The sequence below is a fragment of the Curtobacterium sp. PhB78 genome, from assembly GCF_003751685.1.
GTDB lineage: Bacteria > Actinomycetota > Actinomycetes > Actinomycetales > Microbacteriaceae > Curtobacterium.
Map to the genome: position 1 here is coordinate 41,765 of NZ_RKIA01000005.1, position 24,979 is coordinate 66,743.

The 24,979-nt window shown below is 71.8% G+C and carries 23 protein-coding genes; 4 read left to right on the forward strand and 19 right to left on the reverse strand.

Annotation, left to right across the window (positions count from 1 at the left end; all coding sequences use genetic code 11):
• Positions 1-38: 38 nt before the first annotated feature.
• Together EDF53_RS12445 and EDF53_RS12450 are read left to right on the forward strand one after the other, a co-directional pair.
• The gene (locus EDF53_RS12445; RefSeq protein ID WP_123293892.1) at positions 39-1,520 is read left to right on the forward strand and encodes a hypothetical protein; all 1,482 of its coding nucleotides are present in this window, start codon (positions 39-41) and stop codon (positions 1,518-1,520) included.
• 76 nt (positions 1,521-1,596) lie between these two features.
• Positions 1,597-3,744 carry an ATP-dependent DNA helicase RecQ gene (locus EDF53_RS12450; RefSeq protein WP_123293893.1) on the forward strand — a complete coding sequence of 716 codons (2,148 nt, stop codon included), beginning with the start codon at positions 1,597-1,599 and terminating at the stop codon, positions 3,742-3,744.
• A 106-nt stretch (positions 3,745-3,850) separates the two neighbouring features.
• Here the strand turns inward: EDF53_RS12450 and EDF53_RS12455 are convergent, their stop codons facing one another.
• The 15 genes from EDF53_RS12455 to EDF53_RS12525 form a co-directional block, all read right to left on the reverse strand.
• Positions 3,851-4,372, reverse strand: a complete 522-nt coding sequence (locus EDF53_RS12455; protein ID WP_123293894.1) for a hypothetical protein — start codon at positions 4,370-4,372, stop codon at positions 3,851-3,853.
• Positions 4,373-4,527: 155 nt separating this feature from the next.
• Positions 4,528-5,169 (reverse strand): hypothetical protein, encoded by a 642-nt coding sequence (locus EDF53_RS12460; RefSeq protein ID WP_148058350.1) that lies wholly within the window; start codon positions 5,167-5,169, stop codon positions 4,528-4,530.
• Positions 5,170-5,300: 131 nt separating this feature from the next.
• Complete coding sequence (der, locus tag EDF53_RS12465; RefSeq protein ID WP_123293896.1) at positions 5,301-6,821, reverse strand: ribosome biogenesis GTPase Der; 1,521 nt, start codon at positions 6,819-6,821, stop codon at positions 5,301-5,303.
• A 108-nt stretch (positions 6,822-6,929) separates the two neighbouring features.
• A complete protein-coding gene (gene cmk / locus EDF53_RS12470) occupies positions 6,930-7,595 on the reverse strand; it encodes a (d)CMP kinase (protein ID WP_123294175.1) in 666 nt (221 codons plus the stop codon).
• A gap of 221 nt (positions 7,596-7,816) precedes the next feature.
• Positions 7,817-8,929 (reverse strand): prephenate dehydrogenase, encoded by a 1,113-nt coding sequence (locus EDF53_RS12475; protein ID WP_123293897.1) that lies wholly within the window; start codon positions 8,927-8,929, stop codon positions 7,817-7,819.
• A gap of 87 nt (positions 8,930-9,016) precedes the next feature.
• Positions 9,017-9,808, reverse strand: a complete 792-nt coding sequence (locus tag EDF53_RS19685; protein ID WP_243698047.1) for a pseudouridine synthase — start codon at positions 9,806-9,808, stop codon at positions 9,017-9,019.
• Positions 9,809-11,135: 1,327 nt separating this feature from the next.
• On the reverse strand, positions 11,136-11,864 hold the full coding sequence (scpB, locus tag EDF53_RS12485) for an SMC-Scp complex subunit ScpB (protein WP_185021036.1): 729 nt from the start codon (positions 11,862-11,864) through the stop codon (positions 11,136-11,138).
• Positions 11,854-12,657, reverse strand: a complete 804-nt coding sequence (locus EDF53_RS12490; protein ID WP_123293899.1) for a ScpA family protein — start codon at positions 12,655-12,657, stop codon at positions 11,854-11,856. The genes scpB and EDF53_RS12490 overlap by 11 nt, the downstream gene beginning before the upstream one ends.
• A complete protein-coding gene (locus EDF53_RS12495) occupies positions 12,641-13,516 on the reverse strand; it encodes a ParA family protein (RefSeq protein ID WP_111084609.1) in 876 nt (291 codons plus the stop codon). Before EDF53_RS12495 ends, EDF53_RS12490 begins: the two co-directional genes overlap by 17 nt.
• Positions 13,517-13,640: 124 nt before the next feature.
• Positions 13,641-14,468: an SseB family protein gene (locus EDF53_RS12500; RefSeq protein WP_123293900.1), complete on the reverse strand. Its 828-nt coding sequence runs from the start codon at positions 14,466-14,468 to the stop codon at positions 13,641-13,643.
• A 4-nt stretch (positions 14,469-14,472) separates the two neighbouring features.
• On the reverse strand, positions 14,473-15,219 hold the full coding sequence (gene priA / locus EDF53_RS12505) for a bifunctional 1-(5-phosphoribosyl)-5-((5-phosphoribosylamino)methylideneamino)imidazole-4-carboxamide isomerase/phosphoribosylanthranilate isomerase PriA (protein ID WP_111084607.1): 747 nt from the start codon (positions 15,217-15,219) through the stop codon (positions 14,473-14,475).
• Positions 15,220-15,330: 111 nt separating this feature from the next.
• On the reverse strand, positions 15,331-15,966 hold the full coding sequence (gene hisH / locus EDF53_RS12510; RefSeq protein WP_123293901.1) for an imidazole glycerol phosphate synthase subunit HisH: 636 nt from the start codon (positions 15,964-15,966) through the stop codon (positions 15,331-15,333).
• Positions 15,963-16,565: an imidazoleglycerol-phosphate dehydratase HisB gene (hisB, locus tag EDF53_RS12515; RefSeq protein ID WP_111084605.1), complete on the reverse strand. Its 603-nt coding sequence runs from the start codon at positions 16,563-16,565 to the stop codon at positions 15,963-15,965. Before hisB ends, hisH begins: the two co-directional genes overlap by 4 nt.
• Positions 16,562-17,668, reverse strand: coding sequence for a histidinol-phosphate transaminase (locus EDF53_RS12520; protein WP_123293902.1), 1,107 nt, complete (start codon positions 17,666-17,668; stop codon positions 16,562-16,564). Before EDF53_RS12520 ends, hisB begins: the two co-directional genes overlap by 4 nt.
• A 75-nt stretch (positions 17,669-17,743) precedes the next feature.
• Positions 17,744-18,121: a LysM peptidoglycan-binding domain-containing protein gene (locus EDF53_RS12525; RefSeq protein ID WP_111084603.1), complete on the reverse strand. Its 378-nt coding sequence runs from the start codon at positions 18,119-18,121 to the stop codon at positions 17,744-17,746.
• 235 nt (positions 18,122-18,356) lie between these two features.
• Here EDF53_RS12525 and lexA point away from each other — a divergent pair, with 235 nt between their 5' ends.
• Positions 18,357-19,001 carry a transcriptional repressor LexA gene (gene lexA, locus EDF53_RS12530; protein ID WP_123293903.1) on the forward strand — a complete coding sequence of 215 codons (645 nt, stop codon included), beginning with the start codon at positions 18,357-18,359 and terminating at the stop codon, positions 18,999-19,001.
• Positions 19,002-19,182: 181 nt separating this feature from the next.
• On the opposite strand, the gene hflX is transcribed toward lexA, so the two are convergent.
• Positions 19,183-20,721 (reverse strand): GTPase HflX, encoded by a 1,539-nt coding sequence (hflX, locus tag EDF53_RS12535; RefSeq protein ID WP_111084601.1) that lies wholly within the window; start codon positions 20,719-20,721, stop codon positions 19,183-19,185.
• A 61-nt stretch (positions 20,722-20,782) separates the two neighbouring features.
• On the opposite strand from hflX, the gene EDF53_RS12540 reads away from it, so the two are divergent.
• On the forward strand, positions 20,783-21,394 hold the full coding sequence (locus EDF53_RS12540; protein WP_123293904.1) for a class I SAM-dependent methyltransferase: 612 nt from the start codon (positions 20,783-20,785) through the stop codon (positions 21,392-21,394).
• A gap of 208 nt (positions 21,395-21,602) precedes the next feature.
• Here EDF53_RS12540 and dapF read toward each other — a convergent pair whose 3' ends face one another.
• From dapF to miaB, 3 genes are all read right to left on the reverse strand, one after another.
• Positions 21,603-22,493, reverse strand: a complete 891-nt coding sequence (dapF, locus tag EDF53_RS12545; RefSeq protein ID WP_123293905.1) for a diaminopimelate epimerase — start codon at positions 22,491-22,493, stop codon at positions 21,603-21,605.
• The gene (miaA, locus tag EDF53_RS12550; protein WP_123294177.1) at positions 22,490-23,401 is read right to left on the reverse strand and encodes a tRNA (adenosine(37)-N6)-dimethylallyltransferase MiaA; all 912 of its coding nucleotides are present in this window, start codon (positions 23,399-23,401) and stop codon (positions 22,490-22,492) included. Before miaA ends, dapF begins: the two co-directional genes overlap by 4 nt.
• Positions 23,402-23,471: 70 nt before the next feature.
• Positions 23,472-24,965 carry a tRNA (N6-isopentenyl adenosine(37)-C2)-methylthiotransferase MiaB gene (gene miaB / locus EDF53_RS12555; RefSeq protein WP_123293906.1) on the reverse strand — a complete coding sequence of 498 codons (1,494 nt, stop codon included), beginning with the start codon at positions 24,963-24,965 and terminating at the stop codon, positions 23,472-23,474.
• Positions 24,966-24,979 lie beyond the last annotated feature (14 nt).

The following is a 24,979-nucleotide window of genomic DNA, read 5'->3' on the forward strand; positions in this document are numbered from 1 at the left end:
TCCCAGGGACCTCTCCGCGTGGCTCGTAGGGTGGCCCGATGCGTTCTCGTTCCACCCCTCGTGTCCTCGTCGCGATCGCCGTCTCCGGACTGCTGCTCGGAGCCGCCGGGTGCACGTCGAGCGGGCCGGACACGAGCCGCCCGACCCTCGCGAAGGCCACGGCGGGGACGGTCACGGTCGCCGACGCCTCCGACGCTGCGGCTCGGTCAGTGCGGGTGAGCACGTCCCTGTTCGCGAGTGCTCCCGGCGCGATCGTGGCGACGGCCGGTGATGCCGACGCGATCTCCGATGCAGCGAAGGCCGCGGCGAGCGCCCACGTCCCGGTGCTGCTGACCGCGACGGGCGCGAAGGGCAGCGCTGCCGTCGCCGGCGAGCTCGATCGGCTCGGGGCCGACTGGTACCAGGCCGAGGGCGACGTGTCGGTCGACACGGACGTCGAACAGCGGAAGGCGCCCGAGGATGGCGACGCGCCGGAGTCGACCCGGGCCTCCCGGCAGGCCACGGTGGTGGTGGCGGACGCGAGCGCGGACGCTGCGGCCGTGGCGACCGCGAAGGCCGCAGGAGCGAAGGTCGTGACCATGCCGCAGGGCGTGACCGACCCGGCTGCCGCACCCGACGTGGTGACGGCGCTGCACGAGCGGAAGCAGCACCAGACGGTCCTGGTCGGTGCGGCGTTCGACGCCCTGCAGGACCCGGAGTGGACGGTGCGGGCGGCCGAGGGCGGCTTCCAGCTGCGGAACGGCGGCCAGCGGCCGTTCGACGGGCACCGCTACGTGGCGCTGTACGGGGCTCCCGGCGCGCCGGCGCTCGGTGTGCTCGGCGAGCAGGGGCCGGAGGCCACCGTCCAGCGCGCCGAGCAGGTCGCGAAGCCGTACCGGGCCGAGTCCGACGAGCTGGTGACGCCCGCGATGGAGGTCATCGCGACCGTCGCCGCAGGGGACGCCGGGGCGGACGGCGACTACTCGACCGAGCTGCCGGTGTCGACGCTCGAGCCCTACGTCGACGCCGCGCACGACGCCGACATGCCCGTGATCATCGACCTGCAGCCGGGCCGCTCGGACTTCCTGTCGCAGGCGAAGAAGTACGAGTCGCTGCTGAAGAAGCCCGGAGTGTGGCTCGCGCTCGACCCGGAGTGGCGGCTGACGAAGGACCAGGTGCCGCTCGAGCAGATCGGCAGCGTGTCGGCGTCCGAGGTGAACGAGGTGTCCTCGTGGCTCGCGTCGCTCGTCGAGAAGGAGGGGCTGCCGCCGAAGGCGCTCGTGCTGCACCAGTTCCGGCTCTCGATGATCCAGGACCGTGATGCGCTCAAGACGCACCCGGAGCTCGACATGCTCGTGCACGTCGACGGGCAGGGGTCGCAGCCGGACAAGCAGGCGACGTGGAAGGCGCTGCACCAGGGCGCTCCGGAGGGCTTGCACTGGGGCTGGAAGAACTTCTACGACGAGGACACGCCCATGCTGACGCCGTCGCAGACGATGTCCGAGGTGACGCCGACGCCGTCGTTGGTCACCTACCAGTAAGGCCCGGTTGGTCCGGTTGTCCACAGCCGGGAGGCGCGGGTCGGCTTTCGTCGGTTGCTCCTGACAGCATGGGGGCATGGACACCCCCACCGCCGCTCCGTCTGTCGTCTCGCCGTCTGCGGACATCGCCGCCGAGGCACAGCAGGCGCTCGCCGCGCTCACCGGGCGCCCCGACGCGGTCTTCCACCCCGGCCAGCTCGAGGCGATCTCCGCCCTGGTCGAGCACCGGCAACGGGCCCTCGTCGTGCAGCGCACGGGGTGGGGCAAGTCGGCGGTGTACTTCCTCGCGACCCTGCTGCTCCGACGCCGTGGTGGCGGCCCGACCGTCCTGGTGTCGCCGCTGCTCGCACTGATGCGCGACCAGGTGGCTGCGGCTGCCCGGGCCGGGGTCCGTGCGGTGTCGATCAACTCCGCGAACGCGCACGAGTGGGGCGAGACCCAGGCCGCGCTCGCCCGTGACGAGGTCGACGTGCTCCTCGTCTCCCCCGAGCGCCTGAACAACCCGAAGTTCCGCGACGAGCAGATGCCGACCCTGATCGCGCGGATGGGCATGCTCGTGGTCGACGAGGCGCACTGCATCTCGGACTGGGGCCACGACTTCCGGCCGGACTACCGCCGCTTGGCCGAGCTCATCCGGTCCCTCCCCCACGGGGTCCCCGTCCTGGCGACCACCGCGACCGCGAACGAGCGCGTGGTCGAGGACGTCGCCGAGCAGCTGACCGCCGGCCCGGCCGACCCGGTGTTCACGATCCGGGGGTCACTCGCCCGCAAGTCCCTGCGGCTCGGTGTGCTCACGCTGCCCGACGCCCGGCAGCGGCTCGGCTGGCTCCTCGCGCACCTCGGCGACCTGCCCGGCAGCGGCATCATCTACACGCTCACGGTCTCGGCGGCCGAGGACATCGCCCGACTGCTCCGCGACAACGGGTACGCCGTCCGGGCCTACACGGGGCGCACCGACACCGACGAGCGGGAGCAGCTCGAGCAGCAGCTCAAGGGCAACGAGCTGAAGGCCCTGGTCGCCACGAGCGCGCTCGGCATGGGGTTCGACAAGCCGGACCTCGGGTTCGTCGTGCACGTCGGCGCTCCCTCGTCGCCCGTCGCCTACTACCAGCAGATCGGTCGTGCGGGTCGTGCCACCGACAACGCCGACGTGCTGCTGCTGCCCGGGCGTGAGGACCGTGAGATCTGGCAGTACTTCGCGAGCGCGTCGATGCCGACCGAGGCCCGGGCCTCCGCCGTGCTCGGTGCCCTGTCCACCGACACCGCGATGTCGACGGTCGCGCTCGAGGGTCTGGTCGACATCAAGCGCTCCACCCTCGAACTCCTGCTCAAGGTGCTCGACGTCGACGGGGCGGTTCGACGCGTCACCGGCGGCTGGGTCTCCACCGGGCAGCCGTGGCAGTACGACGCCCCGCGGTACGAGCGGGTCGCCGCGGCACGTTCCGCCGAGGCTGCGTCGATGCTCGACTACGAGTCCACCTCGGCCTGCCGCATGCAGCTGTTGCAGCAGGACCTCGACGACCCGTCCGCGGAGCCCTGCGGCCGGTGCGACAACTGCGCCGGGGCGTGGTTCCCGACCGCGGTCTCCGACACGGACTCGTCCGGTGCGGCTGCCGCGCTCGACAAGGTCGGTGTCGAGATCGCCCCGCGTGCCCAGTGGCCGTCGGGCATGTCATCGCTCGGCGTCTCGGTGCGGGGCAAGATCGGCGCCGACGAGCTCGTCCAGCCCGGCCGCGCGGTGGCTCGTCTGACCGACCTCGGCTGGGGCGGGCCGCTCCGTGCGCTGTTCTCGCCGTCGACGCCCGATGCTCCGATCTCCCGCGAGCTCGTCGACGGCTGTGTCCGGGCGCTCAAGGACTGGCCGTGGGAGACCCGGCCGACCGGGGTCGTGGCGATGTCCTCGCGGTCGCGGCCGCAGCTCGTGGGGTCGCTCGCCCAGGCGCTGTCCACGATCGGACGGCTGCAGTTCCTCGGCACGCTCGACCGGAACGGCGGCACGCCCCGCGGCGACGGTGCGACGAACAGCGCGTACCGGTTGTCCGGCGTGTGGGAGACGTTCCAGGTCGGGCCGGAACTCGCTGCGGCGCTGCAGTCGCACCAGGGCCCGGTGCTGCTCGTCGACGACCTGGTCGACAGCCGGTGGACGATGACCGTCGCGGGCCGCGAACTCCGGCGTGCCGGGGCCGCCGCCGTGCTGCCCTTCGCGCTGGCCACCGTCGCGTAGCGCTGCGCCGCCCGCCCCCGCACCCGTTCCGCGACAGTCCACGAGTCGATCGACGCGTGGTCTGTCGCAAGAGTGGTGCGGGCGCCGGAGCCGGCGGTCGACGGCGCTAGCGGCGGGCGGGCTTGGGGAACGTGGCGCGCATGTGGTCGGTGGTGAGCACGTCGCCGATACCGATCATGAGCAGTGAGAACACGATCTGCTCGATCACCATCCAGAACGGGTACAGCCCGGGGATCGCCGCCACGATGAGCGTCACGATCGGGAAGATCCGGCTGAACAACCGCACCCGCTGGTACGCCCAGTAGTACCCGAGCTGTGCCCGCCACGCGAACACGTAGAGCGTCAGAGTGATGAGCAACACGACCGTCGCCCGGAACCACACCGCCCACGGCACGGTCTCCCCCGCGCGCGTCAGCAGCACGGCCACGACGATGGCCGCGAGTCCGACGATCGTCTCCGCGACGAGCAGCCACCGGATCCACCGGAACGAGCGCACGGTGTCGGGGTGCTCGAGCATGTCCTGGCGGATGACGTACCCGCCCTGGCGACCTCCGGCCAGCCGGTCGAGCCGCAGCCGGCACCACAGACGGTCGGCGAGGCCACCGAGTCCGTCGTTGCGCTGCGTCACCAGTACATCGTGCCGCATCGAGCGACCGCCGGCGTACCGCGCCGTCGCCGACCCCAACCCCGACCCCGACCCCGACCCCGACCCCGAACGACGTCATCGAGGTCGCACGACGTCGACGAGGTCGTTCCGGGTCGGCGCAGGGCTCCCCAGCCGGCTCAGTCGCTCGGCACCAGCGCCGCGCCACCCAGCACGGTGCCGGTCGCCGCATCGAGCAGGACGAGGGAGCGGACCTCGTCGGGCAGGGTCCACGGGTCGCTCAGCACGACGGTCAGCCCCTGTTCGACGCCGGCGGCCTGGAACACGTCGGAGGACTCCCCCGCCGGCGTCCACTCCGGGTCCTTCCCACCGGTGACGGTCCCACCGGACAACACGACGTCGACCGGGCCACTCGTGCCCGTCTTCAGGTGCGAGATGTCCACCGCGAGGGTGGCGTCACCCGTGTTCCCTGCGATGTGGACGTGTCCAGAGGCGGCGGCGCCGTCGATGCCGACGATGTCCCCGGAGACCGGCGGGACACGGCGCCACCACGGCTCGATCGGCGACGAATCGACGGGCTGCACGGCCGGGGACGCCTCGGGCAGGGGTACGCCGAGGCCGTTCGAGGGTCGCAACCCCTCCGCGGGCGACTGCGCGGGCTCGGGCACGGGCGCAGCGCGTTCGGAGCGGGTGACTGCGTCGTCCTCGGAGGGTCCGTGCGAGACCGTCCAGAGTGACACCGAGCCGACGACGACCACGGCGACGAGGGCACCCACCAGGGCGAGCCGACGTCGATCCGTTCCCCACCGCCCGATGCGCACGCTCCCATGATGCCGCGCCGACGCTGCGGACGCGCTCCGGGCCTCCCGGCCGAACGCGAACGCGAACGCGAACGCGAACGCACAACGCGCCCCGTGCAGACGGGACGCGTTGTGTGTGACGGAGCTGGGACTCAGCGCTTCCGGCGCTCGCGCACGCGCATGTTGACGTTGATCGGGGTGCCGGAGAAGCCCCAGACCTCGCGGAGTCGACGGGTGATGAACCGTCGGTACTGCGGGTCGAGGAACGCCGACGTGAAGAGCACGAAGGTCGGCGGCTGGCTCGACGCCTGGGTCCCGAACAGGATGCGGGGCTGCTTGCCTCCGCGCACGGGGTGGGGGTGCTCCTGGACGAGCTCGGCGATGAAGGCGTTGACCTTGCCCGTCGGGATGCGGGTGTCCCACGACGCGAGGGCGGTCTCGAGCGCCGGCACGAGCTTCTCGAGGTGGCGGCCGGTGCGGGCCGAGATGTTCACACGCGGGGCCCAGGCGACGTGCGCCAGGTCCTGCTCGATCTCGCGCTCGAGGTAGCGGCGGCGTTCGTCGTCGAGCAGGTCCCACTTGTTGTAGGCCAGGACGAGCGCACGGCCCGACTCGAGCACCAGGTCGATGATGCGGAGGTCCTGCACGGAGACGGGCTCGGTGACGTCGAGGACGACGACGGCGACCTCGGCCTTCTCGAGCGCGGCGGTGGTGCGGAGCGAGGCGTAGAAGTCGGCGCCCTGCTGCATGTGGACGCGCTTCCGGATGCCGGCCGTGTCGACGAAACGCCACACCTTGCCGCCGAGCTCGATCTGCTCGTCCACCGGGTCGCGGGTGGTGCCGGCGATGTCGTTCACGACGACGCGCTCTTCACCGGCGGCCTTGTTGAGCAGCGAGCTCTTGCCGACGTTCGGGCGGCCGAGGATGGCCACGCGACGGGGGCCACCGACCTCCTGCTTGGCGACGGCCGAGGTGTCGGGCAGCGTCTTGATGATCAGGTCGAGCAGGTCCGCGACGCCACGGCCGTGCAGGGCCGACACGGGGTGCGGCTCGCCGAGCCCCAGGTTCCAGAGCTCGTAGGCGTCGAGTTCGCGGCGCTCGTCGTCGGCCTTGTTCGCGACGACGATGACGGGGCGGTCGGTGCCGCGGAGCATCTTGACGACGTGCTCGTCGGTGGCGGTGATGCCGACCGTGACGTCGACGACGAACAGCACGGCGTCGGCGAGGTCGATCGCGACCTCGGCCTGCGCGGCGACCGAGGCGTTGATGCCCTCGGCGCCGGGCTCCCAGCCGCCGGTGTCGACGAGCGTGAAGCGCTTGTCGTTCCAGTCGGCCTTGTAGCTGACGCGGTCACGCGTGACGCCGGGGACGTCCTGCACGACGGCCTCACGACGACCGAGGATGCGGTTGACGAGCGCGGACTTGCCGACGTTCGGGCGGCCGACGATCGCGAGCACCGGGTAGGCGGGCAGGTAGTGGACGCCGTCCTCGCCGACCTGACCGGCCTCGAGCAGGGCGAGGTCGTCGTCCTCGAGGTCGTACTCCTCGAGTCCGGCGCGGAGCGCGGTCGCGCGCTGCTCGGCCTCGGCCTCGTCGAGTCCGGCGAGCCGCTCGCCGAGGGCGTCGTCGTACTGGGGGAAGTCGTCGTTGTCCGGGTTGTCCAACTGAGCCATGGTGGGTTCCTCGCGAGCGGCCGGAGCCGCGGTGTCGGTGGCCGTTCCCGGCCGGGCCGGAGATCCGGCCGTGGTGTGACCAGGCGGCCGAGGCCGTCCGGTCGTGCGTCAGTGCGTGGCCGCGCGGGCCAGGTCGACGACCGCCTGCACGGTCTGGTCGAAGTCGAGGTCGGTGGAGTCGAGCGTCGTGACGCCGTCTGCGGCGTTCATGAAGTCGACGACCTTCGCGTCCGCCGCGTCTCGACGAGCGAGTGCGGCGGAGGTCTCTGCGGCCGACTGGGTCGTGACCTCCGCCGAGCGCCGGGCCATTCTAACGGACTCGTCGGCCGTCAGCAGGATCCGGACCTCGGCGTCGGGTGCGACCACCGTGGTGATGTCCCGGCCCTCGGTGATGATGCCCGGTGCGTCGGTCTTCCGCATGACGTTCCGGAACAGCTGCACGAGCCGGTGTCGGACGTCGGGGAGCTTCGCGATGTGGGCCACCGCACCCGTCACGTCCGGGGTGCGGATCGCGTCGGTGACGTCGGTCTCCCCCACGCGCACGTAGTAGTCGTCGGGGTCGGTGCCGATCGCGTAGTCGAAGGTGTCCCAGCTCGCCAGGATCGCCGCCCCGTCGTCGAGGTCGACCCGCTGCTGCAGGGCGTGCCAGGCGAGGGCGCGGTAGGCGGCGCCGGTGTCCTGGTAGCCGTAGCCGAGGGCGCGGGCGGCCGCGCGGGAGACGCTCGACTTGCCGCTGCCTGCGGGACCGTCGACCGCGATGACGATCTTGGCCACGTAGGCGCCGTCGGTGAGACCGGCCGGTACCGGGGCGCTGGTCGAACCGGGCTCGCCGCCGGGCTCGCCGAGGCCGCCGGCCGGACCGCCGAGCGGGCCGCCGTCCGCGCCACCGCGGGCGCCGTCACCGGGGGTCGGGGTCGGCAGACCGGAGTCCGGACCGTCCGGCCCGCCGGAGTCGGCGGTCACACCGGAGTCGTTCGTCGCTGCGTTCGTGTCGTTCAGGCCCATGCTGCTGCGATCCTCCATCCGCGACCCTCGAGTTCCTCGACGAGTCGCTGTTCCTGCTCGGGCAGGACCGACACCTCGACGATGCCGATCTGCGCGCCCGGTGAGTGCTCGAGGCGCATGTCCTCGAGGTTGATGCCGATCTCCCCGATGAACGTCAGGAGGGCGGCGATCTGCCCGGGGGTGTCGTCGACGAGGACGACCACCTGGGCGAAGCGCTTGGTGGTGCCGTGCTTGCCGGGCAGCCGTTCGACACCGCGGTTGCCGGCGGCGATCGTCTCGGCCAGGGTCCGCGGTGCTCCGGCGGCGGCGGGGTCGTCGAGCGCCCCGATCACGTCGCTCAGCTCGTCGCGCAAGTCGGACAGCACCCGCCGCACGTTGGCCGCGTTCGCGCCGATGATCTGCACCCACAGGCCGGGGTCGCTCGCGGCGACACGGGTGACGTCGCGGACGGCACCGCCCGCCAGACCGAGGGAGCCGTCCGGGGCGTCACGAAGCCGCGAGGCCATCAACGTCGACACGAGCTGCGGCACGTGCGAGACGTAGGCCACGGCCAAGTCGTGCGACGCCGGGTCCATCGGCACGACGGTCGCGCCGACGTCGAGCGCCAGGTCCTCGACCACGGCGGCGCGCTGGTAGCTGATCGCGTCGTGTCCGGCGATCACCCAGGGGCTGCCGACGAACAGGTCGGCGCGGGCGGCGCTCGGTCCGCTGCGTTCACGTCCGGCCATCGGGTGCGACCCGATGTAGCGGGTGACGTCGGCGCCGGCTGCCACGAGCTCGGCCAACGGTCCGGCCTTGACGCTCGCGACGTCGGTCACGATGGCGTCCGGGTACGCGGACAGTTCGCGGGCGACGACGGTCGCCACGACGTCCGGCGGGACCGCCACCACCACGAGTTCCGGCTGGTCGCCGGGTTCGGGCCGGCGGCCGGCCCCGTAGTCGACGGCGAGCGCCAACGCGCCGGGTGAGACGTCGTCGAGGACGACGTCGACCCCCTTCTCGCGCAGCGCCAGACCGATCGACGTTCCGAGGAGCCCGGTGCCGACGACCCGCACCGGGCCGCGCACGCGGCGGTCGATGTCGGGTGGGGTCAGGTCGGTCACCGGGCAAGCCTACCGACCGACACCCGGGCATCGGTCGACGCCCGGGTGGCAGTCACGGCCCGAGGGCCGGTCGCAGGCCGGTCGCGGTCAGTCCGCGGTCTCGTCGTCCCAGTCGTCGTCGTCGCCCTGGTCGAGGGCGACGTCGCGGTCGTCACGAGCGGAGGGCTTCGCGTCACGGACGGTGCCGAGCAGCTTGCCGACCTCGACCGTGCCCAGCTCGCGCATCTTGCCCGGCGGCAGGCTGCCGAGGTGCAGCGGCCCGAACGAGCGGCGGACGAGTTCGAGGACCGGGTGGTCGACGGCCTCGAGCATGCGACGGACGATCCGGTTGCGGCCGGAGTGCAGCGTGATCTCGACGAGCGACTCACCCCGCGAGGACTCGAGCAACCGCACCTTGTCGGCCTTGATCGGACCGTCCTCGAGCTCGACGCCCTCGGTCAGACGCTGGACCACGGCGGGGTTCACGTTGCCGTGCACCTTCGCGATGTAGGTCTTCTGCACGCCGAACGACGGGTGTGCCAGCACGTGTGCCAGGTCGCCGTCGTTCGTCAGGACGAGCAGCCCGGAGGTCTCGGTGTCCAGGCGGCCGACGTTGAACAGGCGCTCCTCGTAGCGGTCCACGAACTCGGTCAGGTCGCGGCGACCGCGCTCGTCCTGCAGGCTCGAGACGACACCGGTCGGCTTGTTCAGCACGATGTAGCGCCGCGAGGAGTCGATCTGCACCGGCACGCCGTCGACCGAGATCGCGTCCGTCGCGGGGTCGACACGACGCCCGAGGGCATCCACCACCTGCCCGTTGACCGTCACGCGGCCCTCGACGATCAGGTTCTCCGCGACGCGGCGAGATGCCACGCCCGCAGCGGCGATCACCTTCTGCAGGCGCTCCCCCTCTGCCTGGAGGCCCGGCTCGGCCCCGGCAGACGTCGTCCCGTCCGCCGCGTCCCAGTCCTCGATGATCGGGCGTTCGGGCGTGCCCTCCACCGGAGCACCGTGGCTGTCGCGCTCACCGCTCGGCTTCGGCGTGGTGCGGTTGCCGGCGCTGTTGCCGCCCTTGCCGGGGCGGTCGCTGTTGCGGACGCTCGTGGTTCCGCCGACGTAGCGGCGGCCGTTGTGCCAGACGCGGCTCTGCTGGCCGTCGGGGCCGCGGCGGTCCTCGCGGCTGTCGCGGTTGTCGCGGGGTGCCGAGCTGCGGTCGTCGCGTCCGCGGTACCCACCACGGTCATCACGGTTGTCGCGGGGAGCTGCGCTGCGGTCGTCGCGACCGCGGTAGCCACCACGGTCGTCACGGTTGTCGCGAGGTGCCGAGCTGCGGTCGTCGCGGCCCCGGTAGCCACCACGGTCATCGCGCGGAGCCGAGCTGCGGTCGTCGCGGCCCCGGTAGCCACCACGGTCATCGCGCGGCGCGGAGCTGCGGTCATCGCGACCCCGGTACCCACCGCGATCGTCGCGCGGAGCCGAGTTGCCCCGGTAGCTACCACGGTCATCGCGCGGGGCCGAGCTGCGGTCATCGCGACCCCGGTACCCACCACGGTCGTCACGCGGCGCGGCGCTGCGGTCGTCGCGCCCGCGGTAGCCACCACGGTCATCCCGCGGAGCCGAGTTACCGCGGTACCCGCCACGGTCGTCGCGCGGGGCCGAGCTGCGGTCGTCGCGACCCCGGTAGCCACCGCGATCGTCACGCGGCGCGGAGTTCCCGCGGTAGCCACCGCGGTCATCGCGCGGAGCCGAGCTGCGGTCATCGCGACCCCGGTAGCCACCACGGTCATCGCGCGGCGCGGAGTTCCCGCGGTAGCCGCCACGGTCGCCGCCGCCGGCACGGTCGTCACGGCCTCGGTACCCACCGCGGTCGTCACGCGGAGCCGAGTTGCCCCGGTACCCGCCACGGTCGTCGCGCGGAGCCGAGCTGCGGTCGTCACGGCCGCGGTACCCACCACGGTCATCACGCGGCGCGGAACTACGGTCATCGCGACCCCGGTACCCACCACGGTCGCCACCGCGGTCGTCGCGCGACTGGTAGCCGCCACGACGGTCGTCGTCACGCGGCGGACGTGCGCCCCCGCGGTCGTCGCGACCGTACCCGCCGGAGCGGCCACCGGCACTGGAGCCGGCCCCGCCGCGGCCGGGAGCCGAACGCCCGGGGCGATCCGGGCCTCCTGAGCGTCCGTTGCGGTCGTCTCGGTCTCGGGGCGCGCCGCGCCCCCGGTCGTCAAACCCGGCCATCGGGGATCCCTTCGTTCTGCCCGAAGCCGTCCGCACCGTCGTCCAGGAGGGGCGAGATGAGCGGCAGCTCGTCGAGCGAGTTGATGCCGAGCTGCTGCAGGAGCAGATCGGACGTGACGTAGTTGATGGCGCCGGTCTCGGAGTCGGTGAACGACTCCTCGATGAGACCGCGCGCGACCAGCGTTCGGACGACGCCGTCGACGTTGACGGCGCGGATCGACGCGATCTGGGATCGCGTGATCGGTTGCTTGTAGGCGACGACCGCGAGGGTCTCGAGTGCGGCCTGCGACAGGCGCGAGGGACGCTCGGCCTCGACGAACTGCTCGACGACGGCGTCCAGGTCCTGGCGGACGTAGAAGCGCCAGCCGCCGCCGACCTCGCGGAGTTCGAACCCGCGGCGGGTGGTGCCGTCGACGCCGTCGAAGTCCGCGACGAGGCGTTCGACGGCCTGGCGGACGGCGGGGACGGGGGCGTTCACGGCGGCGCCGAGCGCGACGAGCGACTGGGGCTCGTCCGCGATCATCAGGATCGCCTCGAGCTGGCGGTCGATCGGGATCGCCGGGTGCGCCTGCGGGGCGCGGTCGTGCTCGGCGCGCTGGCCGTGCTCAGCGTGCTCGGCGCGCGCGTGCATCTCGTGCTCGATCGCGCGGGCGTCGGCCATCTCGTCGGCGCCGCCGGGTTCGGCGCTGGACGTGTCGTGCACGTCATCCGTCATAGTCGGCTCCCAGGTTGGCGAGGCTCTCGTCGGACCAGTCCTCGGCGGTCCATCGGAGCGTGAGTTCCCCGAGCGGCTCGAGTTGTTCGAACGAGATCGATGCGTTCCGGTACAGCTCCAGGATCGCGAGGAAGCGAGCCACCACGATACCCGTCTGGTCGACGCCCGCGACCAGTTCGCGGAACGAGACCCCCTCGCCGTCGCGTGTCCGCAGGATCGAGACGACGATCGCGGCCTGTTCGCGGATGCTGATGAGCGGCGCGTGCAGGTGGTCGAGTCCGACCGTCGGGATCTCCCGCGGGGCGAACGCCAGCGCTGCCAGTGCGGCGAAGTCCTGCACCGAGAGCGTCCACACGAGCTCGGGCGTGCGGGCGCGGAACCGTTCCTCGAGCCGGACGCTCCGGACGTGCCGACGCGACTCCAGACCCCAGCGTTCGCCGAACCAGTCGGCGGCCTGCTTGAACGCCCGGTACTGCAGCAGCCGCGCGAACAGCAGGTCTCGGGCTTCGAGCAGGGCGACGTCCTCGGCATCGACGAGCTCACCCTGCGGCAGCAGCCCGACGATCTTCAGGTCGAGCAGGGTGGCGGCGACGACGAGGAACTCGCTCGCCTCGTCGAGTTCGTCCGCCGACTCGGCCTGACGCACGTACTGGATGAACTCTCCGGTGACCGCGCCGAGCGAGACCTCGGTGATGTCGAGCTCGTGCTTCGTGATGAGCGACAGCAGGAGGTCGAACGGGCCGTCGAAGTTGGTGAGCCGGACCCGGAACCCCGACTCAGGCGACGGCGCCACGCTGGACGAGCTCTCGTGCGAGCTGCCGGTAGGCGTGGGCGGCGGCGTGGTCGGGCGCCGTCTGGGTGATCGGTCGAGCGGAGACCGTGGCGTCCGGGAACTTCACGGTGCGGCCGATGACGGTGTCGAGGACCCGGTCGTCGAAGGTGTCGACGACGCGCTCCATGACCTCGCGCGAGTGCAGGGTGCGGGAGTCGTACATGGTCGGCAGGATGCCGTCGAGCGTCAGCGCCGGGTTGAGGCGGTCGCGCACCTTGTCGATCGTCTCGATGAGCAGGGCGACACCGCGCAGGGCGAAGAACTCGCACTCGAGCGGGATCAGCACGCCGTGCGCCGCGGTCAGGGCGTTGACGGTGAGCAGGCCGAGCGACGGCTGGCAGTCGACCAGGATCACGTCGTAGTCGTTCGCGACCTTGCGCAGCACGCTCGCCAGGATCTGCTCGCGGGCGACCTCGTTGACCAGGTGCACCTCGGCCGCGGACAGGTCGATGTTCGCCGGGATCACGTCGAGCCCCGGGGTGTTCGTCGGCTGGATGACCTGGATCGGGTCCTTCACGGCGCCCATGAGCAGGTCGTAGACGGTGTGGATGTCGTGCGTGCGGACACCGAGGCCCGCGGAGAGCGCACCCTGCGGGTCGAAGTCGACGGCCAGGACCTTGCGGCCGTACTCCGCCAGCGCTGCACCGAGGTTGATCGCCGTGGTGGTCTTGCCGACGCCGCCCTTCTGGTTGCAGAGGGCGATGATGCGCGCGGGGCCGGTGCTGTCGAGTTCCTCGGGCACGGGGAACTCCCGGACAGGACGACCCGTCGGACCGATGGAGGTCGCGCCGGTGGGGTTGGTCGTCGGGTTCGTGCTCACCCGGCCATCGTACCGGCGACGTCGGCCGGCCCGGGGCCGCACCGCCGCGCGCGGTCGGGTCTGCGTTGCTCGTGGCCGGGTCGGCGTTGCTCGTAGCCGGGTGCGTGGCCGACGCGGTCGCCGCTCAGGCTGCCCGCAGGGCCACGCGCATGCTGTCGACGCGTTCGGCGATGACGGCGTCCGTCGACCACCGCTGCTGCAGGCGTCCGACGAGCTCGCCGACCTGCTCGCGGTCGAGCCCGGGGTGCAACGCCAGTCCGACGGTCAGCTCCGGGCCGGCGAAGCGTCCGACCGGGTCACCGGGGGTCAGTTCGACACGGGCGACGCTGCGCTCCCCCACGACCGAGTCGGCGAACGCCTGAGCGACCTCGGGGTCCTCGAAGCACGGGGTCCACGGCAGGTCCTGGCCGAGCGCCCACACCGCAGGACGGCGCAGCACGAACTCGGTCGCCGACTTCGGGTCGAGCACGACGAGCTGCGTCTCCTCGCTCGCCGCGGCCATCGCCACCCGGCGTGACTCGACGGGCACGGGCCGGGCATCGGCGTCCCAGGCGTGCATCGCGTCGACCGAGGTGAACGCTGGCATCACGCTCCGCCCGTCCGGGCCGGCGACCGTCACGATCGAGAGCTCCTGGGTCTTGTCCACGAGCTTGCCGGCGTCGGTCTCGCCGAGGTCGCCCGCCTCGGCGATGAGCGGGATGAGCAGCCGGGCGGTGCGCAGTGCATGAACGACTGCCGCCTGCGATGCACCGGCGGCCACGCCTGCGATCGCCGCGGTCAGCGCCGGGTCGGCCAGACCGTCGTCGTCGGCGAACGCGGTGTCGTGATGGTCGAACGTGCGGCCTTCCCACGTGAAACCGGCCGAGTCCGCCGCGCCACCCGGGGTGTGCGCGTCGTCGGGACCGGTTGCCGCGTCCGGACCGGTTCCGCGCCCGTTCGAGATCCCCGCCACGCCGCTACTCCGAGGCGATGTCGAGTGCGGCCGGCAGCGTGAACGCCCCGGAGTACAGCGCCTTGCCGATGATCGCGCCTTCGAGCCCGAACGGCACGAGCTCGCGCAGCGCCCGCAGGTCGTCGAGCGTCGAGATCCCACCAGAGGCCACGACGGGCTGGTCGGTCCGGTCGCACACCTGGCGCAGCAGCTCGACGTTCGGGCCCTGCAGCGTGCCGTCCTTCGTGACGTCGGTGACGACGTACCGGGCGCAACCCGCGGCCTCGAGCCGGTCGAGGACCTCCCACAGGTCGCCGGCGTCCTCGGTCCAGCCGCGGCTGGCGAGGGTCGTGCCACGCACGTCGAGCCCGACGGCGATCTGCTCGCCGTACTCGCCGATCACCCGAGCGGCCCAGTCCGGGTTCTCGAGCGCCGCCGTGCCGAGGTTGACCCGGGCAGCGCCGGTGGCCAGCGCGGCTTCGAGCGAGGCGTCGTCGCGGATGCCGCCCGACAGCTCGACCGAGACGCCGTCGACCTCGCGGATCGCGTGCGCGATGACCTTGCGGTTGTCGCCCCGACCGAAGGCCGCGTCGAGGTCCACCAGGTGGATCCACTCCGCGCCCTGATCGCGCCAGGTGCGCGCGGCGGCGACGGGGTCGCCGTAGCCGGTCTCGCTCCCCGCCTCGCCCTGGGTCAGCCGGACGGCCTGGCCGTCGACCACGTCGACGGCAGGCAGCAGGACGAGGGGCGAGGTGTCGGTGAGGTCGGTCATGGTCCTGTCGGTTTCGTCACGGTGGTGAAGGTGCGGTGGTGAAGGTGCGGGGTTCGGCCTGGAGGCCCGCGGCGCGTCCGGCGGCGCCGTCGCGCCCGTTGCGGGCCGGGTTCAGAGCGAGCGCACCCAGTTGGTCAGCAGGCGGATGCCCGGCTCGCCGGACTTCTCGGGGTGGAACTGGGTCGCGGTGAGCGGCCCGTTCTCGACCGCGGCGATGAACCGCTGCCCGTGTTCGGCCCACGTCAGGCCGGGAGCACGGAACGGCCCGTAGGCGTCGAGCGGGAAGTCGGTCACGCCGTACGAGTGCACGAAGTAGAACCGCTCGTCGTGCAGCCCGTCGAACAGCACGGAGTTCTCCGGTGCTTGGACGGTGTTCCAGCCCATGTGCGGCAGGACCTCGGCCTGGAGCTGCTCGACGGTGCCGGGCCACTGTCCCAGGCCCTCGACGTCGGCTCCGCGTTCGATGCCGCGTGAGAACAGCACCTGCATGCCGACGCAGATGCCGAGCACCGGACGGCCACCGGCCAGACGGTGGTCGACGATCTCGCCGCCATGGACGCCCTCGAGCTGGTCGATGACCGCGGCGAACGCCCCGACCCCGGGCACGAGCAGGCCGTCGGCACGGAGCGCCGCCTGCTTGTCGGCGGTCAGCGTGACCTCGGCTCCGGCCCGCTCGAGTGCCTTGGCGGCCGAGTGGACGTTGCCCGACCCGTAGTCGAGGACGACGACGTTCGGCTTCGCGGTCACAGTGCGCCCTTGGTGGAGGGGATGCCGTCGACGCGCGGGTCGAGCTCGACCGCCTTGCGCATCGCACGCGCGAACGCCTTGAACTCGGCTTCCGCGATGTGGTGCGGGTCGCGGCCACCGAGCACACGGACGTGCACGGTGATGCCCGCGTTGAACGTGATCGCCTCGAACACGTGGCGGATCATCGACCCGGTGAAGTGACCGCCGATGCGGTGGAACTCGAACCCCTCGGGCTCACCCGAGTGCACGAGGAACGGACGCCCGGAGACGTCGACGACCGCCTGGGCCAGCGCCTCGTCGAGGGGCACGAGGGCGTCGCCGTACCGGCCTATGCCGGACCGGTCGCCGAGGGCCTGCTTGAGCGCCTGCCCGAGCACGATGCCGGTGTCCTCGACCGTGTGGTGCACGTCGATGTCGGTGTCACCGGTCGAGCGCACGCGCAGGTCGATGAGCGAGTGCTTGCTGAACGCCGTCAGCATGTGGTCGAAGAACGGCACGCTCGTCGAGATGTCGGACGAGCCGGTGCCGTCGAGGTCGAGCTCGAGTTCGACGCTCGATTCGCTCGTGCTGCGGCTGATCGAGGCGGTACGGGCGGTCATGCCCCAACCCTAACCGGCGGCTGCTCGGCCGCGACCTGCCGCATGGCGTCGAGGAACGCGGTGGTCTCCTCTTCGGTGCCGGCACTCACCCGCAGGTGGTTCGGGATGCCGAGGTCGCGCACGATGACGTCCCGCTCGAGCAGCGACTCGAACGCGGCATGCGGGTCGGCGACCCCGCCGAACAGCACGAAGTTCGACCAGGTCTCGTAGGTCCGGTAGCCCATGCCCTGCAGCTCGGTCACCATCCGGTCACGCTGCTGCTTGATGTCGTCGACCATCGCGAGCATCTCGGGCGCGTGGCGCAGTGCGGCGACGGCGGCCGCCTGCGTCAGGACGGACAGGTGGTACGGCAGCCGGACGAGGCGGACGGCGTCGATCACGGCGGGGTGTGCCGCCATGTAGCCGACCCGTGCACCGGCGAACGCGAACGCCTTGCTCATGGTCCGGGATACCACGAGTCGCTCGCGTCCGGGCAGCAGCGTGAGGGCGCTCGGCACGTCGGCCGGCATGAACTCGGCGTAGGCCTCGTCCACCATCACGACGCCGTCGGTCGCGGCGTACGCGGCCTCGATCGTCTCGATCGGCAGCGGTGTGCCCGTGGGGTTGTTCGGCCCGCACAAGAACAGGATGTCCGGTCGGTGCTGCTCGATCGCCGCCACGACGGTCTCGGGTGAGATGCGGAACTCGTCGTCGCGCTCCGCCGGGATCCAGGTCGTGCCGGTGCCGGAGGCCAGTATCGAGTGCATCGAGTAGGTGGGCGGGAACCCGAGGACGGAACGCCCCGGGCCACCGAAGGCCTGCAACAGCTGCTGGAGGACCTCGTTCGAGCCGTTCGCCGCCCACAGCTGTTCTGCCGTGAGGCCGTGCCCGAGGTACCCGGCCAGCGACTCGCGGAGCTCCGTGAACTCGCGGTCCGGATAGCGGTTCACCGTTGCGAGCGCCTGTCGGATCGAGGCGACGATGTCGTCAGCCACGTCGTCCGGCACGGGATGCGTGTTCTCGTTGACGTTCAGCTGGACGCGGACGTGCTTCTGCGGAGCGCCATAGGGGCTCTGACCGCGGAGGTCGTCTCGGATCGGGAGGTCTTCCAGCGTGAATGCCACCGATCCATCGTAGGCCGCTGTGGCCACCGGACGACCAGCCGTCCGGACGGGACTGCCGACGACCACTCGCAGCGGCTACTGACCGGAGGTGTACTTCGTCGGGATGGCGATCTGCTCGCCGGCCTGCAGCCCGGAGCCGTCGAGGGCGTTGAGGCTGATGACGTCCTGCACGAAGTCGCGCGGGTCGGCGTTCGGCGCGGTGTCCTCCGCCAGCTGCCAGAGCGTCTCGCCCGGCTGGATCGTGACCGTGTCGAACTGCGTCCGGGCGCCACCAGCGGCGGCGTCACCGGCGGACGCCTGGCCGCCGTTCAGGACGAAGAAGGCGACGACGATGAGGAGGGGGAGCGCGGCGAGCGTCGTGAAGACGATGCGGCCGCGGCGCGTCAGGCGCAGGCGGACGCGCACGGCGGGGGCCGCGGTGCGCTGGATGTCAGCGATGGCGATGGTGCTCATGTCGTTCTTGCCTTCCCGTTCGGGTGAACCGAAGTCGTGTACCGAACATAGTTTCGAATCAGACGACGCACAAGTCCTGGGAGAGGATTTCTGCGGGGTTTTCTTGCGACACGCTCGAACAGGTGTTTGTCCGGGCTTGACCGGTCGGATACTGTTTCGATCGACTGGGACAAGTCAAACGGGGACCACCGACATTCCCGCCACGGCCGCTCAGCACCGACGAAAGCGAGACGACGTGGTGGACGAACTGCGGGGCCAGAAGCCGCTGACCGCGAAGCAGCAGACGATCCTCGACGCCATCCGTGCGTCCATCGCCTCGCGGGGTTACCCGCCGAGCATGCGCGAGATCGGCGACGCAGCCGGGCTCTCCTCGCTGTCGAGCGTGTCCCACCAGCTCGGCCAGCTCGAGCTCGGCGGCTGGATCCGCCGCGACCCGAACCGTCCCCGTGCCCTCGAGGTCCTGGTCGACGAGCCCACGCCGGACGTCACCGGACCCGATGTCGACGCCACCACGCTCGTGCCGCTGGTCGGCCGGATCGCCGCCGGTGTCCCGATCACGGCGGAGCAGCACGTCGACGAGATCGTCCCGCTCCCCCGGCAGCTCGTCGGCTCGGGCGACCTCTTCATGCTCAAGGTCGTCGGCGAGTCGATGATCGACGCCGCGATCTGCGACGGCGACTGGGTGGTCGTCCGTGCGCAGCAGACCGCCGAGAACGGTGACATCGTCGCCGCGATGCTCGACGAAGAAGCCACCGTCAAGGTCTTCCGCCAGCGCGACGGCCACACGTGGCTGCTCCCCCGCAACACCGCGTTCGAGCCGATCCTCGGCGACGCGGCCTCGGTGCTCGGCAAGGTCGTCGCAGTCCTCCGCTCCCTTTGACCCGCGTCGGGCACCGACCTACGCCGGGGACTGACCGGCGCACAACCGCAATCGGCTCGGACCACGAGATCTCGTGGTCCGAGCCGATTGCGGTTGTGCGGCGTTGAACGGAACCGCGGCCGGAGCGCACCCGCGCGACGGACGTGGGGCGGGCCTCCCGGCCGTCAGTCGGTGCCGGCCGTCAGGACGTGACGGGCGCGACCACGTACGGATCGAGCTCCGCGACCTGGCGCTGGAAGACGCGCACGCGCAGGCGGGTGCCGTCCTCGACGTAGTCGACGGAGTCGACCGCGCCGGCGTCGTGCAGCGTGGAGACGAGGTCACCGCGGTCGTAGGGCACGACCACCGTGAGCTCGACGTCGGGCTCCGGCAGGCGCTCCTCGATGGTACGGAGGAGCTCCGGGATGCCCTCGCCCGTGCGGGCCGACACGAAGACGGCGTCCGACGCGAGTCCGATCAGGACGAGGCGCTGTGCGTCGTCGATCAGGTCGGCCTTGTTGAACACGACGATCTCGGGGATGTCGTGCGCGCCGACGTCGCCGATGACCTCGCGCACGGTCGCGAGCTGGGCCCCGGGGTCGGGGTGCGAGCCGTCGACCACGTGCACGATGACGTCGGCCTCGCCGACCTCCTCGAGGGTGGAGCGGAACGCCTCGACCAGCTGGTGCGGCAGGTTCCGGACGAAGCCGACCGTGTCCACGAAGGTGAACTCGCGGCCCTTGGTGCTCTCGGTCCGGCGGACCGTGGCGTCCAGCGTCGCGAACAGCTGGTTCTGCACCAGCACGCCGGCGCTCGTCAGACGGTTCAGGAGCGAGGACTTGCCCGCGTTCGTGTAACCGGCGATCGCGACGCTCGGCACCTCGTTGCGGTGACGGTCGGCACGCTTCGCCTCGCGCGCAGGACGGAACCCGGCGATCTGGCGGCGGAGCTTCGACATGCGGGTGTGGATGCGACGTCGGTCGAGCTCGATCTTCGTCTCACCGGGACCACGCGAACCCATGCCCGCACCGCCGGAGACCTGACCACCGGCCTGCCGGGACATCGAGTCACCCCAGCCGCGCAGTCGTGGCAGCAGGTACTGGAGCTGCGCGAGCTCGACCTGGGCCTTGCCCTCTCGGGTCTTCGCGTGCTGGCTGAAGATGTCGAGGATCACGGCCGTGCGGTCGATGACCTTGACCTTCACGACGTCCTCGAGCGCGCGGCGCTGCGACGGGGCGAGCTCGGTGTCCGCGATCACCGTGTCGGCGCCGGTGGCCTTGACGACCATCGCGAGCTCTTCCGCCTTGCCCTTGCCGAGGTAGGTCGCCGGGTCGGGGTTCGGTCGACGCTGGAGGAGCCCGTCGAGGACCACCGCGCCGGCCGTCTCGGCCAGGGCGGACAGCTCCCGCAGGGAGTTCTCGGCGTCCTGGGCGTCACCGTGCGGGTACACGCCGATCAGGACGACCTGCTCGAGCCGCAGCTGGCGGTACTCGACCTCGGTGACGTCCTCGAGCTCGGTGGAGAGGCCGGCGACGCGGCGCAGGGCCGCCCGGTCCTCACGGTCGTACTGGTCGCCGTCGCCGTCCCACCCGTGCTCGTCGACCGAGCGGGTCTGGATCGCCTGAGCGGGGGCGAAGATGGACGATGCTGCGCGGCGGTCGGCGTTGCGCAACACCCGTTCGACGACACCGTCTGCGCTGTCGTCGTTGGTCTGGTCGTTCTGCTGATGGGTATCCGTCATCCTGTCCACAGGGTACCTCCGGCGGGCCTCGGACACACCGGGTTCCCGCTACGGTTCATCCATGGCGAACGACCACTACTTCTCCGCGAACCCGTCATCGGACACCCGCGAACGCCAGATCGACGTCACCCTCGCCGGCCGGTCGCTCACGCTGACCACGGCAGCAGGGGTCTTCAGCCCGGACGGCCTCGACCGCGGCACCCGCGTGCTGCTCGGTTCCGTCCCGCCGCCCGCGCACGACGGCGCCCTGCTCGACGTCGGCTGCGGCTGGGGCCCGATCGCGATCACGATGGCGCTGCACTCCCCCAATGCGTCGGTGTGGGGCGTCGACGTCAACGAACGGGTGCTCGGTCTGGCGCGGGCCAACGCCGAGGCCGCCGGTGCGTCGAACGTCACCATCGCCCTGCCCGACGACGTCCCGGACGACCTGCGGTTCCGGACGATCTGGTCGAACCCGCCGATCCGCGTCGGCAAGGACGAACTCCACGAGATCCTGCTGACGTGGCTGCCCCGGCTCGAGGTCGAGGGCGACGCCTGGCTCGTGGTGTCGAAGGACCTCGGGGGCGACTCGTTGCAGAAGTGGCTCGTCGGTGCGCTCGGGGCAGGGTTCCACGTCGCGCGGGCGTCCACCGACAAGGGGTTCCGCGTCATCCGCGTGCGCCGGACGGCGTAGGCGGGCGCGCGGCGCCAGGCGCCGCGCGCGCCGCCCGGCCGGGCCGCGCCGGGCGGCGCCGGGCGGCGCCGGGCGCGCGCTGCGCGCCCGCGCCACTTCGTGAGCAGAAATGGTCGAGTCGCCGCAGCGCACCCGACCATTTCTGCTCACGAAGCGAAGCCCGCCGCGCGGCCCCCGCCCCGCGGCCCCCGCGGCCCCGCGCCCCGCGTCAGACCGTCAGGTCGCCGGAGAACACCAGCTCGGCGGGACCGGACAGCGACACGTGCTCGCCGTCCTCCGCCGCGAACATCCGCACCGTCACGACGCCGCCCGGCACCCGTACGCGCCAGGTGTCCGGCGCACCGGAGCCCACCCAGTACCGCGTCGCGAGGGCCGCAGCCACCGCACCGGTGCCGCACGACAGCGTCTCGCCGCTGCCCCGCTCGTGCACCCGCATCGTGATCTCGCCGACGCCGTCGTTGATCAGGGGGTCGCCGGGCAGCACGAACTCGACGTTGGCGCCGTGCTCGGGCGCCGGGTCGAGCACGGGCAGGAAGGTCAGGTCGAGGTCGGCGAGTTCGTCCTCGGTCGCGACGGCGACGACGACGTGCGGGTTGCCGACGTCGATGCCGATGCCGGGCCGGGCGCCGTCGAGGTTCTTGGCGCGCACCATGACGTCGTCCGAGCCGCCGTCCTCGATGCCCAGCCCCCACCGGCCGAGGTCGGCAGCGAAGCCGTTCGTGGTCCGCTGGATGTCGACCAGGCCCTTGCGGCTGCCGACGGTCAGGGTCTCGCCGGGTGCGAGCTCGACCAGGCCGGACTCGGTCAGGTACCGCGCGAACACCCGGATCCCGTTGCCGCACATCTCGGCGACCGTGCCGTCGGCGTTGTGGTAGTCCATGAACCACGTCGCCGCGGGTTCGACGGCCACCAGGGCGCGTCCTTCGGGGATCGATTCGGACCGCACCGCACGGATCACGCCGTCGCCGCCCACGCCGAAGCGTCGGTCCGCGATCGCGCGGATCCGCTCGGGGGTCAGGTCGACGGTGGCGTCGGGGTCGGCGAACAGGACGAAGTCGTTGCCGGTCCCCTGGCCCTTGGTGAAGTGCAGCTCGGTCACGGGACGATCCTACGGGCCAGTTCCGACAGGTCCCCGCGGTCGGCTCCGGTGACGTCGAGGGTCTCGGCGTCGGTGTAGCGGCGGAACCAGGACACCTGCCGTCGGGCGTACTTGCGCGTCGCGATCCCGGTCGCCTCGACCGCGGCCTCGATCGTGGAGGTCCCCCGCAGCACGTCGAGCGCCTGCGAGTACCCGATCGCGGCCCGCGCGGTCTTCCCGTGCTCGATGCCCTGCTCGCGCAGAGCCGCGACCTCGTCGACGAGTCCGGCGGCGAACATCCCCGCCGCACGCGCGTGCAGCGCCGCGACCAGCTGCTCACGATCCCGTCGCAGGTGCAGGATGCGGGACGGTCGCCAGGCGCGGGGCGCGGACGGGAGGCTCGGGGTCACGACCTCGGACCGGCTCGCGATCTCGAGTGCCCGGATCAACCGCCGTGGGTTGCGTGCATCGATCGTCGCTGCGGCCGCCGGGTCCAGGCCGCGGAGCCGCTCGAGCAGGATGCCCGGACCGAGCTCGTCGTGCTCGCGCTCGAGCTGCGCGCGGAGTTCCGGGTCGGTGCCGGGGAACGCCAGGTCGAACAGGACGGAGGACACGTAGAGACCACTGCCGCCGACGAGCACGGCGACGCCGCCGTCCGCCTGGATCCGGTCCACGTCGGCTCGGGCAGCCACCTGGTACGCGGCGACGCTCGCCTCGTCGGTGACGTCGAGCACGTCGAGTTGGTGGTGCGGGATGCCGTGCCGTTCGTCGAACGACAGCTTCGCGGTGCCGATGTCCATGCCCCGGTACAGCTGCATGGCGTCCGCGTTGACGATCTCGGCGTTCCGGCCGGCGGCGCGGAGGCGTTCGGCGATCGCGATCCCGAGGTCGGACTTGCCCGTCCCGGTCGCGCCGACGACGGCGATCAGATCAGCGTCGGAGGCATCGAGCCCGCAGTGCTGGGCCGGGTCGCGCTCGGGGCCGTCCCCGACGGGGGCGTCAGCGCCCGACACGGAGCGTCGGCAGCCCGAGCGACACCGGGCGCGGACCGTCGCCGGGCGCCGCCGGGGTCGGCACGCCGCAGCTCTCGGCCTCGGCGCGGTCCCAGGCGTCGCCCGCTCGGGTGCGTCGGATGCGCAGTGGAGCGTCGTCGTCGGCGATCAGGAAGTGCGGGGCCGCTCGGGTGATCTCGACCGTCACGACGTCGCCGGGTCGCGGGACCGCGGAGCCCTCCGGCACGGCGAAGTGCACGAGCCGCGAGTCCTCGGCGCGTCCGGACAACCGGCGGGTGGCGTCGTCCTTCCGCCCCTCGCCCGTCGCGACGAGGACCTCGACGCTCCGGCCGACCTGCGCGGCGTTCTCCTCCGCGGTGATGCGTTCCTGCAGCACGACGAGCCGCTCGTACCGCTCCTGCACGACGTGCTTCGGCAGCTGGTCGTCCATCGTCGCTGCCGGGGTGCCGGGACGGATCGAGTACTGGAAGGTGAAGGCGCTGGCGAACCGTGCCTGCTCGACGACGCGGAGGGTGTCCGCGAAGTCCTCTTCCGTCTCGCCGGGGAACCCGACGATGATGTCGGTCGAGATCGCCGCGTTCGGGATCTTGGCGCGCACCCGGTCGAGGATGCCGAGGAACCGCTCGCTCCGGTAGCTCCGCCGCATCGCCTTGAGGACCCGGTCGGACCCGGACTGCAACGGCATGTGCAGCTGCGGCATGACGTTCGGGGTCTCGGCCATGGCGTCGATGACGTCGTCGGTGAAGGCTGCCGGGTGCGGGCTCGTGAAGCGGATGCGCTCGAGGCCGTCGATGGTGCCGGCCGCGCGCAGCAGCTTGCCGAACGCCTGACGGTCGCCGAACTCGACCCCGTACGAGTTCACGTTCTGCCCGAGCAGCGTGACCTCGATCGCGCCGTCGTCGACGAGCGCCTGGATCTCGGCCAGGACGTCACCCGGGCGGCGGTCCTTCTCCTTGCCGCGGAGCGACGGGACGATGCAGAACGTGCACGTGTTGTTGCACCCGACCGAGATCGACACCCACCCGCTGTGGGTCGAGTCGCGCTTGGTCGGAAGCGTCGACGGGAACACGTCGAGCGCTTCGAGGATCTCGATCTGCGCCTCGTCGTTGTGCCGCGCGCGTTCGAGCAGCGTCGGCAACGAGCCCATGTTGTGCGTGCCGAAGACCACGTCCACCCACGGCGCCTTCTCGAGGATGACGTTCTTGTCCTTCTGCGCCAGGCACCCACCGACGGCGATCTGCATGCCGGGGTGGTCGCGCTTGATGCCGGCGAGCTGTCCGAGGTTGCCGTACAGACGGTTGTCCGCGTTCTCGCGCACCGCACAGGTGTTGATCACGACGACGTCGGCCTGCTCGCCGTCGGCCGCCATGTAGCCCGCAGCCTGCAGCGACCCGCTCAGCCGCTCGGAGTCGTGGACGTTCATCTGGCACCCGTAGGTGCGGACTTCGTAGGTGCGCTGGCGCGCTGCGACGGTGGCCATGGTCGTCCCAGTGT

Bases quoted from the DNA above. Each gene is read 5' to 3' on its own strand.
- EDF53_RS12445 (WP_123293892.1), top strand. From the start codon at position 39: ATGCGTTCTCGTTCCACCCCTCGTGTCCTCGTCGCGATCGCCGTCTCC.
- EDF53_RS12450 (WP_123293893.1), top strand. From the start codon at position 1,597: ATGGACACCCCCACCGCCGCTCCGTCTGTCGTCTCGCCGTCTGCGGAC.
- der (WP_123293896.1), bottom strand. From the start codon at position 6,821: ATGGCTCAGTTGGACAACCCGGACAACGACGACTTCCCCCAGTACGAC.
- scpB (WP_185021036.1), bottom strand. From the start codon at position 11,864: ATGACGGATGACGTGCACGACACGTCCAGCGCCGAACCCGGCGGCGCC.
- priA (WP_111084607.1), bottom strand. From the start codon at position 15,219: ATGACCGACCTCACCGACACCTCGCCCCTCGTCCTGCTGCCTGCCGTC.
- hisB (WP_111084605.1), bottom strand. From the start codon at position 16,565: ATGACCGCCCGTACCGCCTCGATCAGCCGCAGCACGAGCGAATCGAGC.
- EDF53_RS12525 (WP_111084603.1), bottom strand. From the start codon at position 18,121: ATGAGCACCATCGCCATCGCTGACATCCAGCGCACCGCGGCCCCCGCC.
- hflX (WP_111084601.1), bottom strand. From the start codon at position 20,721: ATGACGGATACCCATCAGCAGAACGACCAGACCAACGACGACAGCGCA.
- EDF53_RS12540 (WP_123293904.1), top strand. From the start codon at position 20,783: ATGGCGAACGACCACTACTTCTCCGCGAACCCGTCATCGGACACCCGC.
- miaB (WP_123293906.1), bottom strand. From the start codon at position 24,965: ATGGCCACCGTCGCAGCGCGCCAGCGCACCTACGAAGTCCGCACCTAC.